Genomic DNA, 19,443 nt, shown 5'->3' with positions numbered 1-19,443 from the left:
GCAGTCGCCGTCGGGGAGACCGGTGCTCAGTCGCTGCGGCGCTCGGCGCGGTCGGCCAGGAGCCACTGCGCGGTGAGCGAGCGGAACCTGTCCTCGCCGTCGCGCAGCCGCTCCAGCGCCGGCTCCACCTCGGGGCTGTCGAGGGCGGCCAGTGCCTCGAGGGCGACCATCGCGACCTCCTGCTCGTCACCCTCGGCGGCGGCGACGAGGGCCGCGGCGGCGGGTCGGGCGGCGGGGTCGCCGACCAGCACGAGGGCGCGGGCGGCGTGCAGCCTGACCTCGACCTCCTCGTCCGCGAGCGCGGCGGCCAGGCCTGTCACGCCGGGTTCACCGAGCTGCTCCAGCGCGCGCGAGAGCTCGCGCTGCTGCTCCTCGCCACCGCGGCCGAGATGGGGCAGCAGGGCAGGCGCGGCCTCCGGGGTGCCGGTGCGGCCGAGCGCCCACCACGCCTTCATCGCGACGGCGGGGTCGTCGTCCTCGGCGAAGGGTAGGATGCGCGCCACCGCCTCGGGCGCCTGGATCTTGCTCAGCGCGTGCAGCACCTGCACGCGGGACCCCGGGGAGGAGTCCAGGGCCGCCAGCAGGTGCGGCAGCGCCACCCGCGGGTGGCGGCAGACCGCCCACGTCAGCGTCTCGCGCACGAAGAAGTCGGGCTCGGCGACGAGGAGCGCGACGAGCTCGGCCGTGTGCGAGTCGTCACCGTGCGTCCCGAGGTGCACGGCGGCACGCTGGCGGGTGGTGGGGCTGACGTCGTACACGGCCCGGCGGGCCTGCTCCAGGGTGGTCACTGGTCTCTCCTTCGTGTGCTCCGACGCGGAACGCGTCTGCCCTCATCCTCATTCCTCACGCGGCGTGAGGGTCAAGCGGATGTATACCCGTGGGGGGGTATGTCTGTCCTGTGTCATACTCGGACCATGAGCGCCGAGCACAGCCACGACCACGCGGCCGGGGCGAGCAGCGCACGACTCCTGCTGGCCTTCCTCATCACCGCCACGATCCTCGTGGCCGAGGTGGTCGGCTCGGTGCTCACCGGCAGTCTGGCGCTGCTCGTGGATGCCGGGCACATGCTCACCGACGCCGGTGGCCTGCTCCTCGCCCTGCTCGCCGCGCGGCTCATGGCCCGGCCCCCGTCGGAGCGGCGCACCTGGGGCTTCGCGCGGGCGGAGGTGCTGGGGGCGGGGGCGCAGGCGACCGTCCTCCTGGCGGTCGGGATCTACGCCGTCGTGGAGGGTGTCCAGCGGTTGCTGAGCAGCGAGCCGACCGAGGTGACCGGCGGACTGCTGCTGGTCTTCGGTGTCGTCGGGCTGCTCGGCAACATCGCCTCCCTGCTCATCCTGGCCGGCGGGCGGGACAGCAATCTCAACCTGCGCGCGGCCTTCCTCGAGGTGGCCGCTGACGCGCTGGGGTCGGTCGCGGTCATCGTCTCGGCCGTGCTCATCCAGACCCTGGGTTGGACCAGGGCGGACGCCGTCGCAGGTCTGGTGATCGCCGTGCTCATCATCCCGCGAGCGGTCTCCATCCTGCGCGAGGCGGGCAGCGTGCTGCTGGAGTCCGTGCCCCCGGGGCTGGACCTCACCGAGGTGCGCGAGCACATCCTCGGGGTCGACCACGTGCTCGACGTGCACGACCTGCACGCCTCCCGCATCGGCACCGGCACCCCGGTCCTCACGGCCCACGTGGTGGTCGAGTCCGGCTGCTTCGAGGACGGCCACGCCCCGCAGATGCTGGATGCGCTGCAGACCTGCGTCGCGGGCCACTTCGACGTCAGCGTGGAGCACTCGACCTTCCAGCTCGAGCCGCCGCAGCACGCCGAGCACGAGCACGAGCACCACCGCTGACCCACGTAGGCTGCGCGACCATGACCGACTCCGAGCAGCCCGATCCCGCCGCAGCGGCGGTGGAGCTCGCGCACGCGCTCTTCGACCTCGCCCGGGCGGGGGACACCGAGCGGCTGGCGGCGTATGTCGACGCCGGCGCCCCGGTCGACCTCACCGACCCGGCGGGCAACACGCTGCTCATGCTGGCGGCCTACCACGGGCATCCGTCCACGGTCGCGGAGCTCGCCGACCGCGGCGCCGACGTCGACCGGCTCAACGACCGGGGTCAGTCGCCGCTCGCCGGGGCGGTCTTCAAGGGCGAGGCGGAGGTGGTCGCGACCCTGCTGCGGCACGGCGCCGACCCCGAGGCCGGGCAGCCGACCGCGCGGGAGACGGCTGCCATCTTCGGCCGCGAGGATCTGCTCGCCTGACACACCGCGCGGCCGGTTCTGCCTCATGCCGTGCGGTCGGTCCGCGCAGAGCGCGCGGCCGCTGGGTGCATACCGTGCGCTCGGTCGGGGGAGTCAGGTGTCGGTCGGGGGCACCGGGCGCGGCAGGAGGCCGGCCTCGGCGCGGTCGAGGACGTGGCGGCGGAAGAGCTGGGCCGCGGGCAGCAGCCGGCGGCCGGGGGCCCAGGACAACCCGACGTCCCGGGTCGCGGTGCGGTCGCTCAGCTCGAGCACGTGCAGCCCGGCCACGGGGGCTGCGACCGAGCCGCCCCACCGCGTCGGCGCGACCCCGACCCCGAGCCCGGCCGCGACATACCCCCGCAGCGTGGGCAGGTCGGCGGCGACGAAGGCGACCTCGGGCGCGAAGCCGGCCTCGCGGCACAGCTGGTCGGTGTGCTTGCGCAGCACCGAGGTCGGCACCATGGCGACGAACGGATCCTGCGCCACCTCGGCGAGCTCGGCCCGGGACCGCCCGACGAGCCGGTGCTCCGGCCCGACGAGGAGGCGCAGCGGCTCGGCCACGAGCGCCCGCCAGCGTGGCTGGTCCTCGCCCGGGTGCGGGCGCAGGGTGGACAGCTCCAGGTCGACCGCGCTGTGCGCCCCGACCGCCGCGAGCGTCTCGTCCTCCTTGGACCGCAGGTCGAGCCGCACGTCCGGGTGCTCGGCGCGGAAGCTCGTGACGAGGTCGGGGACGAGCCACGTCCCGAGCGAGGGTTGGAAGGCGACGGTGACGGTGCCCGTCTCTGGGTCGAGGAGCTGGTGGACTGCGGCGAGCCCGTCGTCGAGCTGGTGCAGCACCCCGTCGACGTGCCGCTTGAAGACGGTGCCGGCGTGGGTCATCCGCAGCACCCGCCCCTCGCGGCGCAGCAGCGGAGCCCCCACCTCCTGCTCCAGCCGGCCGAGGGCTCGCGAGACCGCGGGTTGGGAGACCATCTCGATCTCGCTCACCTCGGTGACGGTCACCCCGTCGGCGACGAGTTGGAACCAACGCAGGGAAGCGACGTCCATACCTATGACGCTAGCGCATGATTTGGGCTCACGACCGACATTGGACGTATGGGTGGCTGCTGCCGGATCGTAGAGGCATGGCCAAGTTCCTGCTCTCGCTCATGGTCGCCGGCTCCCGCCACGACATCCGTTCTCTCCCCGCGACGCGCAGCGCCGCCGTGGTCGCCTGGCCGACCGCCGCGCGGCGCAGCACCCGCTGAGCCCGGCTCGGCGCCTCGCCTGCTGAGGTCCTAGGACCCCCAGCAGGTCCGCACCCCGAACTCGACCCGGCGCGACTCCACGCCCTCTGCGGGGTGGTCGCTGATCAGCTCGGTCCCGGTGTCGAGGTAGCCGGTCGGCTCATCGCCCTCGCGCACCGCGTCGACGATGGCCTCCACGCCCTCGCGCGCCATGTTCTGCGGGTACTGCGACGCGGTCGCGTCGATCAGCCCGGGGCGCACGCCCTCCCGCATCGTGCGGCAGCCTCCGTCGACCGACACCAGGACGATCTCGTCCATGTCGGCACCGGCGTCCTCGAGCGCGGCCAGCGCCCCGAGCGCTGCCGGCTCGTTCACCGTGTAGACCACGTTGACGTCCGGGTTGTCGGCGAGCACCTGCGTCATCGCGACGGCGGCGTTGTCGCGGTCGCCCTCGGTGTCGACCGAGGCCACGATCGCGTCGTCGCCCTCCTCGATGCCGAAGCCGGACAGGAAGCCGGTATGCCGCTCCTCACCCGTGCTGACGCCTGGCGTGAGGTCGAGGGTGACGATCTGGGGGTCGAGCCCGAGCTCCTCGGCCTTGGCCGCGGCATACTCTCCGATCAGCTCACCGGCCCGCTCGTTGTCCGTGGCGAAGGTCGCGTCGACCGCCTCCGGGGGATCGGTCGGGGTGTCCACGGCGATGACGAGCACCCCCGCCTCCCGCGCGGCGGTGATGGCCGGGTCGAGCGCCTCGCGTCGGTGGGCGCGATGAGGATGCCGTCGGCGCCCCGCTCCACCATGTCCGCGATCGCGGCTTCCTGGGAGGCCACGTCGGTGTCGCTGGTGCCGGTCGCGGTGAGCAGCTCGGCGTCGAGCTCCTCGGCCGTCTCCTCCGCGACCTCGCGCATCTCGACCCAGTAGGGGTTCTCCTCCTGCTTGGTGATGAGCCCGACGGTGACCGGCTCCTGCTCCTCACCGGTGCAGCCGGCGAGCCCGATCCCGGCCAGCAGTGCCGCTGCCGTCGTCCATGTCCGCGTCCGCATGGTCGTCATCACCTCACGCCTCCATCGTCTGCTCGCCCACGGCTGGTCGGGTGTTGCGCAGGTCGAAGACCGCGTACCCCGCGACCAGGAGCAGGCATACCCCCGGCACGACGTAGCCCGCCGAGGAGCCGTAGCCGTCCATGACTGCCGCCTGGATCATCGGCACCAGTGCCCCGCCGAGGATCGCCATGACCAGCCCGGCCGAGCCGAACTTCGCGTCCGGCCCGAGCCCCTGCAGCGCGAGCCCGTAGATCGTCGGGAACATCAGCGACAGCCCGGCCGAGATCGCCACCACCGCGACCAGGCCCACGATGTTGAGGACGAACATCGAGGTGAGGCAGCAGGCGGCGCCGAAGAGCGCCATGACGAGCAGCAGCTTGGCCGGCCGGAAGATGCCCAGCAGCCAGGTCATGACGAAGCGCGAGACCAGGAAGATCAGCAGGCTGGCCTGCAGCCACCAGCCCGCGGCGTCCTGGCTGAGCCCCACGACGTCCTGGGCGTAGAGGATCGTGAACGTCCAGGTGCAGGTCTGGGCCGCGACGTTGAAGAACTGCGCGACCACGCCGTAGCGGTAGTGCCGGTTGGCCCACAGTCGGGCGAAGGTCCCGCCCCCGCCGGAGGTGAGGTCGACCGCCTCCGGCTGCGTGGGCAGGTGCATCTTGCGGAAGGCGATGAGCAGCCAGATGAGCACGAGCACGCTGGCGATGAAGACGTAGGGGCGCAGCACCTGGAAGAGGTCCGCCTCCTGCGCGGCGAGGAGCTCGGCCTCGCTCATGATCGTCTTGCTCTCCTCCGGCGTGAGGTTGGGCAGGATGAGCACCGCACCCATGAGCACGCCGAGGTTGGCCCCGACCGGGTTGAAGGACTGCGCCAGGTTGAGCCGCTGGGTCGAGCTCGCCTCGTCGCCCATGGCGATGACGAAGGGGTTGGCCGAGGTCTCCAGGATCGACAGCCCCGCGGCCAGCACGAAGAGCGCCAGGAGGAACATGTTGTAGGCGAGCATCTGGCTCGCCGGGATGAAGAGGAAGCCGCCGAGAGCCGCGAGCCCCAGGCCTACCAGCACGCCGGCCTTGAAGCCGAAGCGGGAGTTGATGAAGGCCGCCGGGATGGCCAGCAGGAAGTAGGCGCCGTAGTAGGCGAACTGCACCAGTGAGGACTGGAAGTTCGACATGTCGAAGATGCCGCGGAAGACCCCGACGAGGACGTCGGTCAGGTTGGCGGCCATCCCCCAGGCCGCGAAGCACAGCAGCAGCAGGATGAACGGCACCCGCAGGTGCTTGGCCACCAGCGGTGCTGCGCGCTCATCCGTGCTCGTCTCGGTCGGCACCGTCGCCATACCGTCCCTCCTGACGCAACGTCAACTCTGTCGTGCGGCTGACTGTAACCCAGTGACGACGCGCGCACTACCCTGAGCCCTCTAGCCAGCGACGAGACGGAGCACCCGTGCAGATCTCCCACCAGACCTTCGTCGTGACCGGCGCCGGCAACGGCATCGGGCGCGAGATCGCCCTCGAGCTGCTGCGCCGGGACGCCCGGGTCGCGGGGGTCGACCTGCGGGAGGAGGCACTCGCCGAGACCGCCCGGCTCGCGGCGGCGGGGGAGCGGCTGTCGGTGCACACGCTCGACATCACCGATCGCGAGGCAGTGGCGGCGCTGCCCGAGGCCGTGGTCGCCCACCACGGCCACCTGGACGGCCTGCTCAACGTCGCCGGCGTGATCCAGGAGTTCGTCCCCTTCGCCGAGCTCTCGCCCGAGGCCATGCACCGGGTCGTGGACGTCAACCTCTGGGGCACGGTCCACACCACCCAGGTCTGCCTGCCGCACCTGGTCGAGCGGCCCGAGGCCTGCGTCGTCAACGTCTCCAGCATGGGCGGCCTGGTCCCGGTGCCCGGGCAGACGCTCTACGGCGTGAGCAAGGCCGCCGTCCGGCTGCTGACCGAGGGCCTGTATGCCGAGCTGCGCGGCACAGCGGTCGCGGTGAGCGTGGTCTTCCCCGGCGCGATCGGCACCGAGATTACGACGAACTCCGGCGTGACCGTCCCCGGTGGTGATGCCGAGGCGCGCCGGGAGCAGGGCGGTCACCGGACGCTGTCGCCCGCGAAGGCCGCGAGCATCATCGTCGACAAGGCGGTGGGCCAGGGTGGCTTCCACGTGAGCGTCGGCTCCGACGCCGCGCTGCTGGGTCGCCTGTCACGGCTCTCGCCGCAACGGGCGACCGACCTCGTCGCGAGGCGTATGGCCGACCTGCTCGGCTGAGCCGCGCTGTCGTGCCGACCCGGCTCAGGCGGCCGGGTCGAGGCGGTAGCCGCGCCCCCGCACGGTCTGCAGCGACCGGCGGCCGAAGGGGGTGTCGATGCGTCGACGCAGGGCCGCGACCGACTGCTCGACGACGTTGGAGGTCGGGTCGTGGGCCGGGTCCCACACCGCCTCGACGAGCACCGCGCGGGTGAGCACCTGGCCGGGGTGCCGGGCGAAGGTCTCCAGCAGGGTGAACAGGTGCGGCGACAGCTCGATGGTGTCCTCGCCCCGACTCACCCGCTGTGCGCCGAGGTCCAGCGTCAGGTCCCCGACGACGAGCCGAGGCGTCGGCACGACCGGCTCGCGCCGGGCCAGGGCCCGCAGCCGGGCGACGATCTCCGGGAGCCGGACCGGTCGGCAGACCACGTCGTCGGCACCGCTGTCGAGGGCCGCGACGACATCGTCGGTGGCAGCGCGCCCGGCCACCACGAGCAGCGGGGTGGCGATCCCGGCCGCGCGCAGGCGCAGCGACAGGTCGCGCTCGACCCGGCCCGTGGTCGGCACGCAGGCCACGGCCACCGCGATGCCCCCTGGGCTCTGCGGGGGCGACTGGCCGCAGACCCATACCGCCTCGGCGATGCCGCCGAGCACGTCGACCACGCACCCCTCGGCATGCAGAGCACGAGCCAACCGCTGCGACCCCTCGTCGCCCAGATCGATCAGCAGGATCCTCATGTCTCCCACCGTCCCGGCGCTCGCTGTGCCCGTCCTGTGCTGCGCGCCGGTCCGAGATGTGGATCCGGCACACGGACGGCACATCGACGGCACACCTGTGCGGGTGAGCCTGACAGCGCAACCCCGATCGAAGGAGTGACAGATGAAGCTCATCACCCGCACCCTGGGCACCGCTGGTGCCACCGTGGCGCTCGCGGGCGCCGGCGTCGTGATCGCCGGCTCCGCCTCGGCCGCCGACACCGGGATCCCGGTGCTCGAGGCCATCAAGCAGTGCGAGAGCGGCGGCAGCTACACCGCGCAGAACCCGACGTCCACGGCGTCCGGCGCCTACCAGTTCCTCGACAGCACCTGGCAGGGCATGGACGCCGCCGCCGGCTATGCCCGCGCCGTCGACGCGCCGGAGTCGGTCCAGGACGCCGCCGCGATCGAGCTCTACACCGAGCAGGGCACCACCCCGTGGCTGGCCTCCGCCTCTTGCTGGCAGGGCATGGGCTTCGAGTCGACCAGCGGCTCGGGCGAGATGGCGACCGCGACGGACACGACGTCGGCCGACACGGGCACGGCGGCCACCGTGGGCGACACGAGCACGACGACCGCCGCGGGCGACGCGGGCGGCGCGCCGAGCTCAGCAGCAGACCCGGCATCCCGGAACGGCGGGGCCGAGGGCGCGGCCCCGCAGGGCCCGCGCGAGGGCGGACCGGGCGCGCAGGGCGCGGCCGGGGCCCACGGCGCGGGCCGCGGTGGCGGAGCGGCGGGCGACTGCTCCCGCTGACGCCACCGCATACCCGGCCGGGCCACCGACTCCCCTGCGGTGGCCCGGCCGGTGCGCGTGGAATATCTCGGGCGGTCCTGCGTTGATATAGTTGATTCGTCAATCAGACGTCGATCAGCCGCTCCACCTCCGGAAGGGTGAGTCAGATGCAGTTCGGGATCTTCAGCGTCGGTGACGTCACGCAGGACCCGACGACCGGCCGCACGCCGAGCGAGGGTGAGCGCATCTCCGCGATGAGCGCGTATGCCCTCAAGGCCGAGGAGGTCGGGCTCGACGTCTTCGCGACGGGCGAGCACCACAACCCGCCCTTCGTGACCTCCGCCCCGACGACGCACCTCGCGTGGATCGCGGCGCAGACGCAGCGGCTGCAGCTGTCCACCTCGACCACCCTCATCACGACGACCGACCCAGTCCGGATCGCGGAGGACTACGCCTTCCTCCAGCACCTGTCCGGCGGCCGCGTCGACCTCATGACGGGCCGCGGCAACACCGGCCCGGTCTACCCGTGGTTCGGCAAGGACATCCGCCAGGGCATCCCGCTGGCGATCGAGAACTATCACCTGCTGCGTCGGCTGTGGCGCGAGGAGGTCGTGGACTGGAAGGGGAAGTTCCGCACCCCGCTGCAGGGCTTCACCGCCACCCCGCGACCGCTGGACGGCACCCCGCCCTTCGTCTGGCACGGGTCGATCCGGTCCACCGAGATCGCGGAGCAGGCCGCTTACTACGGCGACGGCTTCTTCCACAACCACATCTTCTGGAACATCGAGCACACCGCGCAGATGGTCGACCTCTACCGCCGCCGGTTCGAGCACTACGGGCACGGGTCGGCCGACCAGGCGATCGTCGGGCTCGGCGGGCAGGTCTTCATGGCCGGCTCCGAGGCGGAGGCGAAGAAGGCCTTCCGGCCCTACTTCGACGAGGCCCCGGTCTACGGCCACGGCCCCAGCCTGGAGGAGTTCACCCGGATGACCCCGCTCACCGTGGGCACGCCGGAGATGGTCATCGAGCGCACCCTCGGCTTCGCCGACGCGGTCGGCGACTACCAGCGGCAGATGTTCCTCATCGACCACGCGGGCCTGCCGCAGGACGTCGTCCTGGAGCAGATCGAGATTCTCGGCCGGGAGGTCGTGCCGGTGCTGCGCCGCGAGTTCGAGGCGCGTCGCCCGGCCCACGTGCCCAGCGACCCGCCCACGCACGCCTCGCTCGTCGCCGACGGCCCGGGCGCGCCGCACCACCTGGTCGCTCCGGCGGCCAAGGTCGACCTCACCGTCCCCACCACCGGGGCGCGCGCCACCGCCTGAGCGGCGCGCGGCATACCGAAGGGAGCACGCCCATGACCAGGCGCATCGTCGTCCTCACCGCGGGCCTGTCGCAGCCCAGCTCCACCCGGCTGCTCGCCGACCGCCTCGCCGACGCCGTGACCACGCAGGTCTCGGCACGCGGCGAGGCCGCGAGCGTCGAGGTGATCGAGCTGCGCGAGCTCGCCCACGACCTCGCGACCACCATGACCACCGGCGGGCTGCCGACGCCGGCCGTGGAGGCGGCGCGTGAGACCGTCGCCGCAGCCGACGCGGTCATCGCCGTGACCCCGGTCTTCGCTGCGAGCTACTCCGGGCTGTTCAAGATGTTCATCGACGTGCTCGACCCCGAGTCGATCACCGGTATGCCGGTCCTCATCGCGGCGACCGCGGGCACCGCCCGGCACCAGCTCGTGCTGGACCACGCGCTGCGGCCGCTGTTCAGCTACCTGCGCGCGGCAGTCGTCCCGACCGGCGTCTTCGCGGCCACCGACGACTTCGGTGGGCCGGGCTCGCCGGACCTGGGGCACCGGATCAGCCGCGCCGCGGGGGAGCTGGCCACCGCCGTCGTCTCGGCTGGGGTCGAGGGCTTCGGCCAGGAGGCGCGACGTCGCTCGGTCCGCAGCGTGACCGACGGCGAGGTCACCGACTTCGAGGACCTCCTCGCCGGGCTCGGTCAGTAGGACCGCGTCCGCCCCGGCACACTGGAACCATGAGCGAGCGGCGCGGCGGCGGGTGCACGAGCGTGCTGAGCCTGCTCCTCGTCCTCGGCCTGGTCATCAGCATGGTGGTCTACGTCTCGCCCGGCCTCGACCTCGGCAACGTCCGCCGGGCCGTCTCTCCCGACCGCGCCGCGGGCGTGCCGGGATCCGGTGGCGAGGGCTACACCTTCATGGAGGTCACCGACGGAGGTGGCCCGGTCACCTGGGAGTGCGGCGCGGTCATCGAGCTCGAGGTGAACCCGCAGGGGGCGCCAGAGGGGTATGCCGACCTCGTCGCGGCCGCCGTCGCGCAGGTCGACGAGGTCTCGGGCTTCACCTTCGAGGTGATCGGCGAGACCGACGACCGCGAGTTCACCGGCCGCGGCAGGGGGCCGGTCCTGCTGGGCTGGGCGGACGAGGGTGAGGTGCCTGAGCTCACCGGGCCGACCGCCGGCCTGGGCGGGGCGTCCTACGTCATCGGCCCCGGTGGCGGGGCCAGGTCGGTCGGCGGCATGGTCGTTCTCGACACCGACCAGCCCGGCGGGTGGCTCGGGGGCCTGGACGACCAGACCGTGCTGGTGCACGAGCTCATCCACGTCCTGGGGCTGGGCCACTCCGAGGACCCGGACCAGCTCATGGCGGCCGAGAACTCGGGGCAGGACGAGCTCGGCGAGGGCGACCTGGCCGGTCTCGCGGCGCTGGACGACGCGGCCTGCGGCTGATCCCCGCCACCGGCGGCACCCGGATGCGACAAGAGCCGCCCTCGGACCAGGTCCGGGGCGGCTCTCGCGGGTGCTGAAGGGTCAGCCGCGCAGGTGCTCGATCGGGCGCCAGGAGCGACCGATCTCGAGGATCACGTGGGTGCTGCTGCGGAGAGCCTTGGACAGAGCGGTCATGATGGCCACCTTTCTTCGTGTCGGGGTCTGACAGGTACTACTCTGACAGGATTTTTCTGTTAGGACAAGCGAACATTTCTTACGAGTATGTGTCAGACTTGCTACATGTTTTCTCCCGAGCAGCTGGTCAGTCTGAAGGCCGTCGTCGAGGAGGGCACGGTGCTCGCCGCGGCCGACCGGCTGGGGCTCACCGCCTCGGCTGTCAGCCAGCAGCTGAGCCGCCTGCAGCAGGAGGCCGGGCAGCCCGTGCTCGTGCGCCGCGGACGCAACGTGGTGCCTACGGACGCCGCCGAGGTCCTGGTCCGGCTCGCCACCCAGGTCGAGCAGCTCGACGAGGCCGCGCGGGCCGAGCTGGAGCACCTGACCAGCGACGTCTCCGGGCCGCTGGTGCTGTCCTCCTTCGCGACCGGGGTCGTCGGGCTGCTGTCGCAGGCGCTCCCCGGACTGCTGCAGACCTACCCGCTGCTGCGTCTCACCGTCCGTGAGCTGGCGCCCGAGGCCTCGCTCGGGGCCGTGCGACGCGGCGAGGTCGACCTCGCCCTCGTCCACGACTGGACCGACCACCACATGACCTTCCCCGGCGGGCTCACGCGACCGAGCTCGGGCACGACGTCGTCGACCTCATCGCGCGCGAGGACCACGGCCTGCGACTGAGCCGCAGCGGCGCGGTGAACCTCGCCGACCTCGACGGCCGGGAGTGGGTGGACGACTCCCCGGGCGTCTTCAGCGAGTGGCTGCTCTCGGCGCTGCACCAGCGGAGCCTGGACTACCGGATCGCCGCGACGGCCGACAGCTTCCCCAGCAAGATCGCGCTCGTGGCCGCTGGCTTCGGCATCGGCCTCATCCCCCGCCTCGGCCGCCCCCCGCTGCCGGACGGGCTCGTGTCCCTCCCGGTGCGCAACCCTCCCACCCGTCGCATCATGCTCGTCCACCGCGACTCCAGCGTGCGCCGCCCCGCGGTCGTCGCCGTCGGGCGCGAGATCCGGCGCATCTGGTCGGACCAAGAGGGCTGAACCTGCATACACATGAGCATGCGCATGCCGCCTGCTACCCTGGATCGATGTCGGTCATGGATCGTCGGTTGCAGCTTCTGCTGGACGCGGAGCGGTATGCCCGGGTGTCCCAGGAGGCGGCGGCCTCTGGCCGGAGCGTGGCGGCGGTGATCCGCGAAGCCATCGACGCCCGCTTCGCCCCGGACGACGACGCGGCTCTCCGCACGGCCGGGAGCGAGCTTCTGGAGCGCGCTCGTCTCGCCCGGGCAGACGCGCCACATCCTGGCGAGGGTCCGGATGATCTCAAGCGGGCCTACGCGACGTCGGTAGACGCCAAGCTGGCTCGTCGATGAAGGCCATCTTCGTCGACTCCTCCGTCCTGCTCCTCCCCTTCGGTGGCGAGCACCCGGACCGCGCGGCCTGCTCCCGGCTCCTCGAGCTGGCCGCGACGGGGCGGGTCCGGCTGCACGCCAGCGTCGAGGCCGGGCAGGAGTTCCTCTTCCACCGCCTCCGGCGTGGTGCGACCGCCGTGGCCGTCGAGGACTTCGACGCCCTCGATCGGCTGGTTGTCTGGTATGACTTCGACTCCGCCGTCCTGCGCCGGAGCCGGGATCTCGTCGAGGCGGAGGAGGCCCGAGGCCGTGACGCGGTCCACGCGGGCACGGCGCTGTGCGCGGGATTCGCCCAGATCGTCACCACCGATCAGGACTTCGAGGGAATCACCGGTCTGGATCGCGTCGATCCACGTGACCTCGGGCCGGCGGACGCGACGAGCTGACGCCGGCAGGAGGCCGCCCGTGCCGTCAGGACTCGCGCGGCTGCATCCCGGTCTGGCCCTGGAGCCGGTCGATGTGCTCGGAGGCCTGCGCCTTGGTGAGGCCGTCGGCGGGGATCTGCTCGCCGGCAGCACTGGCCAACCGGTCGAGGTAGGACTTCTGCGCCTCGGTGGCGGGGTCGTCACCGGTGGCCCAGTCCTCGGGGTCGCGCTCGACCTGCTCCTGCGGCGACTGCGGGCTGCTCGCACCGAGCATCTCGGCCCCACCAGGCTGCTGGTCGGGCTGGGCTCCGTGGTCGGGGTCGGTCGTGGGGGTCGTGTCGTCCGTGGGGTTCGTCATGCCCCCGACTGTAGGTGCGGGGTCCGACAGCGTCGCGACGAAGCCGTCGGCCGATCGGGCCCGGGCCCGGCTGGCAGGCATCCGGGCGCGGGTGTAGGCATGGGGTCATGACGCCGACGTCCACGGACCAGCCGACCACCGCGGCCTACCGGGCCGCCCGCGACCAGCTCGTCGACCTGCACGGAGACCCCGAGCGCGCCCGCGCGGAGTTCCGCTACCCCGACGTGGGGGAGCGCTTCAACTGGGCGGTCGACTGGTTCGACGCGATCGCCCGCGGCAACGACCAGCCCGCGCTGATCGTGGTCGAGGAGGACGGCAGCGAGGTCACGCTGACCTTCGACGAGGTCGCCACCCGCTCCGACCAGGTCGCCGCGCGGCTGGCCCACCTCGGCATCGGCAAGGGGGACAGCGTCATGGTCATGCTCGGCAACCAGGTCGAGCTGTGGGACACCATGCTCGGCGTGATGAAGCTGGGCGCGGTCATCATGCCGACGACGACCGCCGCCGGGCCGGCCGACCTGCGCGACCGGCTCGAGCGCGGGGCTGCCCGTGCCGTCGTCGTCAACGCCGCCGAGGTCGACAAGTTCGACGACGTGCCGGGTGACTACCTGCGGGTGAGCGTCGGCGAGGCATACGGCTGGGAGGACCTGCGCGCGGCCTACCGCGAGCACGTCGAGCCGGTCGAGCATCCGGGCACCGCACCGCAGGACCGGCTGCTGCTCTACTTCACCTCCGGCACCACCAACCGGCCCAAGCTGGTCGAGCACACCCAGGTGAGCTACCCGGTGGGGCACCTGTCGACGACCTACTGGCTGGGCCTGCGGCCCGGCGACGTGCACCTCAACATCTCCAGCCCCGGCTGGGCCAAGCACGCGTGGAGCTGCTTCTTCGCGCCGTGGATCGCCGAGGCGACGATCCTCGTCTACAACTACTCCCGCTTCGATCCTGCTGCCCTGCTGCAGGTCATCCGCAGCCACCGGGTCACGACCTTCTGCGCCCCGCCCACGGTCTGGCGGATGCTCATCAACGCCGACCTGTCCGGTGGGCCGGGCGCGCTGCGGGAGGTCATCGGCGCCGGGGAGCCGCTCAATCCCGAGGTCATCGCGCAGGTCCAGAAGCAGTGGGGGCTCACCCTGCGCGACGGCTACGGCCAGACCGAGACCACCGCGCAGATCGGCAACTGCCCGGGCGGGCGGGTCAAGCCCGGGTCGATGGGTATGCCGCTGCCCGGCGTCCCCTCGGTGCTCGTCGACGTCGAGAGCGGGCAGGTGCTCGACGGCCCGGGCGAGGGTGAGATCTGCCTGGACCTGTCCGCCTCGCCGGTGGCGCTGATGACCGGCTACCAGGGTGACGAGGGGCGCAACGCCGAGGCGATGGCCGGCGGTTTCTACCACACCGGCGACGTCGCGGAGCGGGACGCGAACGGTCTCATCACCTACGTCGGGCGCACCGACGACGTCTTCAAGGCCAGCGACTACAAGATCAGCCCCTTCGAGCTGGAGTCGGTGCTCATCGAGCACCCGGCGGTGGCCGAGGCGGCCGTCGTGCCCGCCCCGGACGAGGTCCGGCTGGCCGTGCCGAAGGCCTACGTCGCGCTGGTCGAGGGTCACGAGCCGACCGCCGAGACCGCCCGCACGATCCTGGCCCACGCGCGCGAGCACCTGCAGCCCTGGCAGCGGGTGCGCCGGGTCGAGTTCTACGAGCTGCCCAAGACGATCAGCGGCAAGATCCGCCGGGTCGAGCTGCGGGCCCGTGAGGAGGAGCTGGCCGGCGGCTCCGGCGAGGCAGCGGGTGGCGCGTCCGGTGGTGGTGCGCAGGCTCAGACCGAGTGGCGCGACAGCGACTTCCCGGACCTCAAGGGCTGATCAGGCCAGCAATCGAGGGAGCACCGCGGCCACCCGCTCGCCGAGCTGGTCCGCGGCCGCCTGCGGGTCGTCAGCCGCGGCGACCAGGGCCTGCTCGAAGAGTCCGTCCAGGAGGGCATACACGCTGGGGGCGTCCAACAGCGCCGTCGTCCCGGCGAGCGCGGCGTAGCGCGACACGATCCGCCAGGTCATCGCCTCGAGCAGCTCGTCGATGGCGCGCACGTCATCGCGCAGCGCCCCCCTCGAAGAGGCTCTGCGTCCGTAGGTCGTACCAGTGCCGGTGCATCGGCGTCTCCTCGACCAGGGTCCGGGTCATCCGCTCCAGGAAGCCCGCGGCCAGCTCCTCCGGCGTGACGGCCGACTCCACGACCTCGTCGTAGCGGCGCGAGCAGATCGTCTTGTAGTGCCGGACGCAGTAGGAGATGAGCTCCACCTTGTCGCGGAAGTAGTAGTGGACGACGCCGTGGCTGAACTCGGAGTTGCTCGCGATCTCGCGCAGCGACGTCCGGGCATACCCGAGCTCGCCCAGCGTCTTGAGGGCCGACTCGGCGAGCTCGAGCCGACGCCGCCCGACCTTGTCCAGGGGTGCGGGTGTCCCCTCGGTGGTCGCGATCCCCATACCGGCCTCCTTCGCCGACACTCCAGCCTAGCCCTCCACCGCGCCGGAGCCGTTCCTTGACGATCGTCGACCGGGCCAGGGACATGATCATCAGCCGCGGCTCCAACGCGTCGCCGCCCATCGCCGACTCGTGGCGCCTTGGTGTTCTCGTGCCCAGATGCAGCCGGCCATAGGAACACGAAGGCGCCACGAGTGCGGGGCCTCACCGTCGTTCGGCCGCGTCAGCGGCCCGGGAGCTCCACGGGGCACGTGCCGAGAGCGTATGTCGGGTAGCCGGTCCCGTCGATGGTGGTCAGGCTCACCGCGCCGGCCGCCTCGGCCCTGGCCCGGCCGAGGTTCCAGCTCAGCGCGTCCTCGGTCAGCTCGTCGTCCGGGCGCCAGCCGACGGCGCAGTCGGCCAGCATCACGCCGTCGTCGTCAGCCACCGTCCGGCCGACGACCTGCTCGTCCCCCAGGCCCTCGCGGATCGTCGGCACCGCGTCGGCCCCGAGGGTCTGCAGGTAGGTCAGGTCGAGGCGACCGGATTCGGCATACCGGTCGATGTTGCGCTGCGCCACCCACGCCTCGGGGTTGGCCAGGCCGATGACGAGCAGGAAGGTCGCGCCCGAGGCGAGCGCCGCACGCGGCACCCAGCCGCCGCGCAGCCGCCAGCCCGCCACCATGACCAGCACGACCAGCAGCCCGAGCCACAGCTCGAAGGCGTCGACGAGCACGCGCAGCACGGTGAAGCCGTAGGCCTCCTGATAGACGTGCATCCGGTAGAGCGCCGAGCCGACCACGACGAGCGTGAGGCCGCAGAGGACGCCGAGCACGCTGCGCAGCAGCACCCGGTCGCGCGCTGTCTCCCGCGAGGCCCGGCGGCCGACGATCGCGACCGTCACCAGCGTCAGCGCGGTCGCGAGCGTCAGCTGGCCGAAGCCCTGGTGGACGGACTCGGCATACGTCATGCCGGTGGTGCGCTGCACGAAGTCGTGCCCGCCGAACATCGCGGCACCCTGCGCGAGCAGGAAGACCACGAAGGTCGCGATCACCACGCCGACCGGCACGACCCACTCCCACGCGCGGGCCAGCCGGCGCCCTGCCGGCAGCTCGACCAGGTCGACCCTCGGCGGGTTGAGCGCGAGGTAGCACGCCGCCAGCACGATCCCGCCGACGACGAACCACGTGAAGCTGCGGAGCACGAGGGACTCGGCGATGTCGACCTCCGGGAGCAGGTCGCTCACCCAGGCCCCGACCACCGCGTCGCCGGAGGCGAAGAGCCCGCCGAAGACCACGAGCGCGACCAGCGAGATCGCGGCCGTGCGCACGACCGGCCAGAGCAGGGTGTGCCGGGACGTCGCCGTGATCGTGCGGCCCAGGAGCGGCAGCCCGCGCAGCCCGCTGAGCACCCACGCCGCGGCGCCGGCGACCATCGCGGGCATGCCGCGGGCGCCGGTCAGCGCGGTCGTGACGAGCAGGGCCGCGGTGAGCAGCGCCAGGACCGCGAGCCACTCGGCGGCCCGGAGCACGAGCAGGCTGGCGAGGCCGACGCAGAGCGCGGCCGAGGCGAGGGTCCACGGGTCACGCCGCCGCGGCGAGAGCCGCAGGACGAGGGCGCCCGCGGCGAGCAGGACGAGGGCATACGCGATCCCGATGCCGCGGTAGGGCAGGAGCACGGCGGCGAGCGCCCCGATCCCCACCGAGGCCCACAGTGCGACGGGTGCGGTCCGCAGGGGTGTCGGCTCCGGCCAGAGCCGGCCGAAGAGGGTGTCGAAGACCGACGGGGTCGGCACCGGGATGGGGGTGCCCGAGACCGGTGGCGCGGGCACGTGGGCAGGCCGGTCAGCGGCGTCGTCGGCGGTGCGCTGCGCCGGGAGCGGCGGGCTGTCATGCGTGGCCATCGGGCTCTCCTCGCGGTCGTCGGTCGTCTGAGCTGTCGTTCTGGACATCGCTTCCTGGGGAGGGGGTCCCACGTCCCGCTGTCCACGTCGGTATGCCGGGGGCGTGAGCGGCAGCTCGACCCGCACGACGGCTCCGGTCGCCGTCTGGCGCGGCTCCGCCTCGAGCGCCCGGACCGTGCCGCCGTGCAGCTCGCACACCCAGCGGACGATGGAGAGCCCGAGGCCGGTGCCGCCGCCGGCGTCGTCGCCGACGCCGAACCGGGCGAACATCTCCTCGCTGCGGCCGGGCGGGAAGCCCGGCCCCTCGTCGTGGACCTCGAGCGACCAGCCGGTGCCGGTGACGTCGGCCACCACGCGGACCGTCCCGCCTGCGGGGCTGTGCCGGACGGCGTTGTCGAGCAGGTTGGTGACCACCTGGGCCAGCCGGGCCCGGTCGGCCCGGACCCCCAGGTCCTCGGGGACGTCGACCTCGACGGACACCTCGTGGCCGCGGGCGGCGACCGTGGCCCGGGCCTCGTCGGCGCAGCGCGCCAGCAGGTCGGCGACCTGCACCGGCTCGACGTCCAGCGTCGCGACGCCGGCCTCCACCCGGCTGAGGTCGAGCAGGTCCTGCACCAGCGCGCTCAGCCGCTCCGACTGGTCCAGCGCGGTCTGCAGCGCGCGGTCGTCCGGGGTGACGACGCCGTCGACGAGGTTCTCCAGCAGCGCCCGCTGCGCCGCCAGCGGCGTCCGCAGCTCGTGCGAGACCGTGGCGAGCAGCTCGCGCCGCTGCCGGTCGGCGCCGTCCAGCTCGGCCGACATCGTGTTGAAGGCGGTGCCGAGCTGGCCCACCTCGTCGCTGGCGCTCGCGGTGACCCGGGTCGAGTAGTCCCCACCGGCCATCCGCCCGGCGGCCACGGTCATCTGCCGCAGCGGCGAGGTCATGCCCCGGGCCAGCCACTGGGTGACGAAGAGCGCTGCCGCGACGGACACCGGGATCGTCAGCCAGGCCGAGACCCCCGCGCGGTCACCGACCTCGGAGACGACGACGGCGGCCAGGATGCTCAGCGTGACGAGCACGCCGATCTTGACCGTGATCGAGCCGACGCCGTCGAGCGGGCGCTCGGGTGCCCGGCTCACCGGCCGCTCTCCAGGGCATACCCCACGCCGTGCACGGTGCGGACCCGGGCGCTGCCGATCTTGGCGCGCAGGGCCTTGACGTGGCTGTCGAGGGTGCGGGTGCCGTGCGCGTCCGACCAGCCCCATACCTGCGTCATCAGGTCCTCGCGGCCGCGCACGCTGCCCGGCCGCTCCGCGAGCGCACCGAGCAGGTCGAACTCCAGCGGCGTCAGGTGGATCTCCTCGCCGGCAACCCGCACCCGGCGCGCGGAGGCGTCGATCTTCAGGTCGCCGACGGTCTGCACCGGCAGGCGGGTGTCGGCGAGCTCGGTGGCCCGCTCGACGCGCCGGAGCAGCGCCTGCACCCGGGCGACGACCTCCCGCATCCGGAACGGCTTGGTGACGTAGTCGTCGGCGCCGGCGGCAAGGCCGACGAGGATGTCGGTCTCGTCGGTCTTCGCGGTGAGCATGAGGACCGGGACCGGGCGCTCGGTCTGCAGCCGACGGCAAACCTCCAGGCCGTCCAGGCCGGGCAGCATGAGGTCCAGCACGACCACGTCCGGGGTGTGCCGGGCCGCCTCGGTCAGGGCGGTCGGCCCGTCGACCGCCCGCGCGACCGCGAAACCCTCGGCGGTGAAGCGGTCGGCCAGCGCCTGGTTGATCGTGAGGTCGTCCTCGACCACCAGCACGGTGCGCGTCGTCTCGGTCATGGGTTGGAGCCTAGGTCTGCGCTGGTGG

At 72.7% G+C, this 19,443-nt stretch carries 22 protein-coding genes and 1 pseudogene; 13 read left to right on the top strand and 10 right to left on the bottom strand.

Translation table 11 applies throughout. From position 1 onward, the window contains the following. Positions 1 to 26: 26 nt before the first annotated feature. The gene (locus BJF80_RS10130; protein ID WP_075813317.1) at positions 27 to 788 is read right to left on the bottom strand and encodes a HEAT repeat domain-containing protein; all 762 of its coding nucleotides are present in this window, start codon (positions 786 to 788) and stop codon (positions 27 to 29) included. A 126-nt stretch (positions 789 to 914) separates the two neighbouring features. Here BJF80_RS10130 and BJF80_RS10125 point away from each other — a divergent pair, with 126 nt between their 5' ends. Next, entirely contained in the window at positions 915 to 1,838 is a 924-nt protein-coding gene (locus tag BJF80_RS10125) for a cation diffusion facilitator family transporter (RefSeq protein WP_075813315.1), read from the top strand. A 20-nt stretch (positions 1,839 to 1,858) separates the two neighbouring features. Then, positions 1,859 to 2,248 (top strand): ankyrin repeat domain-containing protein, encoded by a 390-nt coding sequence (locus tag BJF80_RS10120; protein WP_022923648.1) that lies wholly within the window; start codon positions 1,859 to 1,861, stop codon positions 2,246 to 2,248. A 93-nt stretch (positions 2,249 to 2,341) separates the two neighbouring features. Here the strand turns inward: BJF80_RS10120 and BJF80_RS10115 are convergent, their stop codons facing one another. Continuing rightward, on the bottom strand, positions 2,342 to 3,274 hold the full coding sequence (locus BJF80_RS10115; RefSeq protein WP_075813313.1) for a LysR substrate-binding domain-containing protein: 933 nt from the start codon (positions 3,272 to 3,274) through the stop codon (positions 2,342 to 2,344). Positions 3,275 to 3,351: 77 nt separating this feature from the next. Between BJF80_RS10115 and BJF80_RS20810 the strand changes: the two genes are divergently transcribed. Then, a complete protein-coding gene (locus BJF80_RS20810; protein WP_269087394.1) occupies positions 3,352 to 3,474 on the top strand; it encodes a hypothetical protein in 123 nt (40 codons plus the stop codon). A gap of 30 nt (positions 3,475 to 3,504) precedes the next feature. Here BJF80_RS20810 and BJF80_RS10110 read toward each other — a convergent pair. Then, a pseudogene (locus tag BJF80_RS10110) lies at positions 3,505 to 4,361 on the bottom strand (substrate-binding domain-containing protein). Positions 4,362 to 4,509: 148 nt separating this feature from the next. Beyond that, a complete protein-coding gene (gene fucP, locus BJF80_RS10105; RefSeq protein ID WP_075813311.1) occupies positions 4,510 to 5,832 on the bottom strand; it encodes an L-fucose:H+ symporter permease in 1,323 nt (440 codons plus the stop codon). A 107-nt stretch (positions 5,833 to 5,939) separates the two neighbouring features. Between fucP and BJF80_RS10100 the strand changes: the two genes are divergently transcribed. Further along, positions 5,940 to 6,752 (top strand): SDR family NAD(P)-dependent oxidoreductase, encoded by an 813-nt coding sequence (locus tag BJF80_RS10100; protein ID WP_075813309.1) that lies wholly within the window; start codon positions 5,940 to 5,942, stop codon positions 6,750 to 6,752. A 24-nt stretch (positions 6,753 to 6,776) separates the two neighbouring features. On the opposite strand, the gene BJF80_RS10095 is transcribed toward BJF80_RS10100, so the two are convergent. Next, on the bottom strand, positions 6,777 to 7,469 hold the full coding sequence (locus BJF80_RS10095) for a response regulator transcription factor (RefSeq protein WP_158068516.1): 693 nt from the start codon (positions 7,467 to 7,469) through the stop codon (positions 6,777 to 6,779). A 142-nt stretch (positions 7,470 to 7,611) separates the two neighbouring features. Between BJF80_RS10095 and BJF80_RS20150 the strand changes: the two genes are divergently transcribed. The 8 genes from BJF80_RS20150 to BJF80_RS10055 all read left to right on the top strand — a co-directional run bounded on the left by BJF80_RS20150 (position 7,612) and on the right by BJF80_RS10055 (position 12,906). Next, a complete protein-coding gene (locus BJF80_RS20150; RefSeq protein ID WP_075813305.1) occupies positions 7,612 to 8,241 on the top strand; it encodes a transglycosylase family protein in 630 nt (209 codons plus the stop codon). A gap of 146 nt (positions 8,242 to 8,387) precedes the next feature. Next, the gene (locus BJF80_RS10085; RefSeq protein WP_075813303.1) at positions 8,388 to 9,542 is read left to right on the top strand and encodes an LLM class flavin-dependent oxidoreductase; all 1,155 of its coding nucleotides are present in this window, start codon (positions 8,388 to 8,390) and stop codon (positions 9,540 to 9,542) included. Between the two features lie 32 nt (positions 9,543 to 9,574). Continuing rightward, positions 9,575 to 10,222, top strand: a complete 648-nt coding sequence (locus BJF80_RS10080) for an FMN reductase (protein ID WP_075813301.1) — start codon at positions 9,575 to 9,577, stop codon at positions 10,220 to 10,222. A gap of 29 nt (positions 10,223 to 10,251) precedes the next feature. After that, entirely contained in the window at positions 10,252 to 10,962 is a 711-nt protein-coding gene (locus tag BJF80_RS10075) for a matrixin family metalloprotease (protein WP_075813299.1), read from the top strand. Between the two features lie 279 nt (positions 10,963 to 11,241). Continuing rightward, positions 11,242 to 11,790, top strand: coding sequence for a LysR family transcriptional regulator (locus BJF80_RS10070; protein WP_075813297.1), 549 nt, complete (start codon positions 11,242 to 11,244; stop codon positions 11,788 to 11,790). Beyond that, complete coding sequence (locus BJF80_RS10065; RefSeq protein ID WP_083673594.1) at positions 11,688 to 12,149, top strand: LysR substrate-binding domain-containing protein; 462 nt, start codon at positions 11,688 to 11,690, stop codon at positions 12,147 to 12,149. The genes BJF80_RS10070 and BJF80_RS10065 overlap by 103 nt, the downstream gene beginning before the upstream one ends. 47 nt (positions 12,150 to 12,196) lie before the next feature. Next, positions 12,197 to 12,481, top strand: a complete 285-nt coding sequence (locus tag BJF80_RS10060) for a ribbon-helix-helix protein, CopG family (RefSeq protein WP_075813293.1) — start codon at positions 12,197 to 12,199, stop codon at positions 12,479 to 12,481. Continuing rightward, the gene (locus BJF80_RS10055) at positions 12,478 to 12,906 is read left to right on the top strand and encodes a type II toxin-antitoxin system VapC family toxin (RefSeq protein WP_075813291.1); all 429 of its coding nucleotides are present in this window, start codon (positions 12,478 to 12,480) and stop codon (positions 12,904 to 12,906) included. Before BJF80_RS10060 ends, BJF80_RS10055 begins: the two co-directional genes overlap by 4 nt. 25 nt (positions 12,907 to 12,931) lie before the next feature. Here the strand turns inward: BJF80_RS10055 and BJF80_RS10050 are convergent, their stop codons facing one another. Next, entirely contained in the window at positions 12,932 to 13,243 is a 312-nt protein-coding gene (locus BJF80_RS10050; RefSeq protein WP_083673593.1) for a DUF3072 domain-containing protein, read from the bottom strand. A 107-nt stretch (positions 13,244 to 13,350) separates the two neighbouring features. Here BJF80_RS10050 and BJF80_RS10045 point away from each other — a divergent pair, with 107 nt between their 5' ends. Then, positions 13,351 to 15,108, top strand: coding sequence for an AMP-binding protein (locus BJF80_RS10045; protein WP_075813289.1), 1,758 nt, complete (start codon positions 13,351 to 13,353; stop codon positions 15,106 to 15,108). On the opposite strand, the gene BJF80_RS19330 is transcribed toward BJF80_RS10045, so the two are convergent. From BJF80_RS19330 to BJF80_RS10030, 4 genes are all read right to left on the bottom strand, one after another. Continuing rightward, positions 15,109 to 15,330 carry a hypothetical protein gene (locus BJF80_RS19330; RefSeq protein ID WP_202817189.1) on the bottom strand — a complete coding sequence of 74 codons (222 nt, stop codon included), beginning with the start codon at positions 15,328 to 15,330 and terminating at the stop codon, positions 15,109 to 15,111. Between the two features lies 1 nt (position 15,331). Further along, on the bottom strand, positions 15,332 to 15,727 hold the full coding sequence (locus tag BJF80_RS19325; protein ID WP_202817188.1) for a TetR/AcrR family transcriptional regulator: 396 nt from the start codon (positions 15,725 to 15,727) through the stop codon (positions 15,332 to 15,334). 221 nt (positions 15,728 to 15,948) lie between these two features. Continuing rightward, positions 15,949 to 18,726 (bottom strand): DUF4153 domain-containing protein, encoded by a 2,778-nt coding sequence (locus tag BJF80_RS10035; RefSeq protein ID WP_075813287.1) that lies wholly within the window; start codon positions 18,724 to 18,726, stop codon positions 15,949 to 15,951. Further along, the gene (locus tag BJF80_RS10030) at positions 18,723 to 19,415 is read right to left on the bottom strand and encodes a response regulator (RefSeq protein WP_075813285.1); all 693 of its coding nucleotides are present in this window, start codon (positions 19,413 to 19,415) and stop codon (positions 18,723 to 18,725) included. The genes BJF80_RS10035 and BJF80_RS10030 overlap by 4 nt, the downstream gene beginning before the upstream one ends. Positions 19,416 to 19,443 lie beyond the last annotated feature (28 nt).

The organism is Serinicoccus sp. CUA-874, from assembly GCF_001942225.1.
Classification (GTDB): domain Bacteria; phylum Actinomycetota; class Actinomycetes; order Actinomycetales; family Dermatophilaceae; genus Ornithinicoccus; species Ornithinicoccus marinus.
This window is presented reverse-complemented; position numbering and strand designations above follow the sequence as displayed.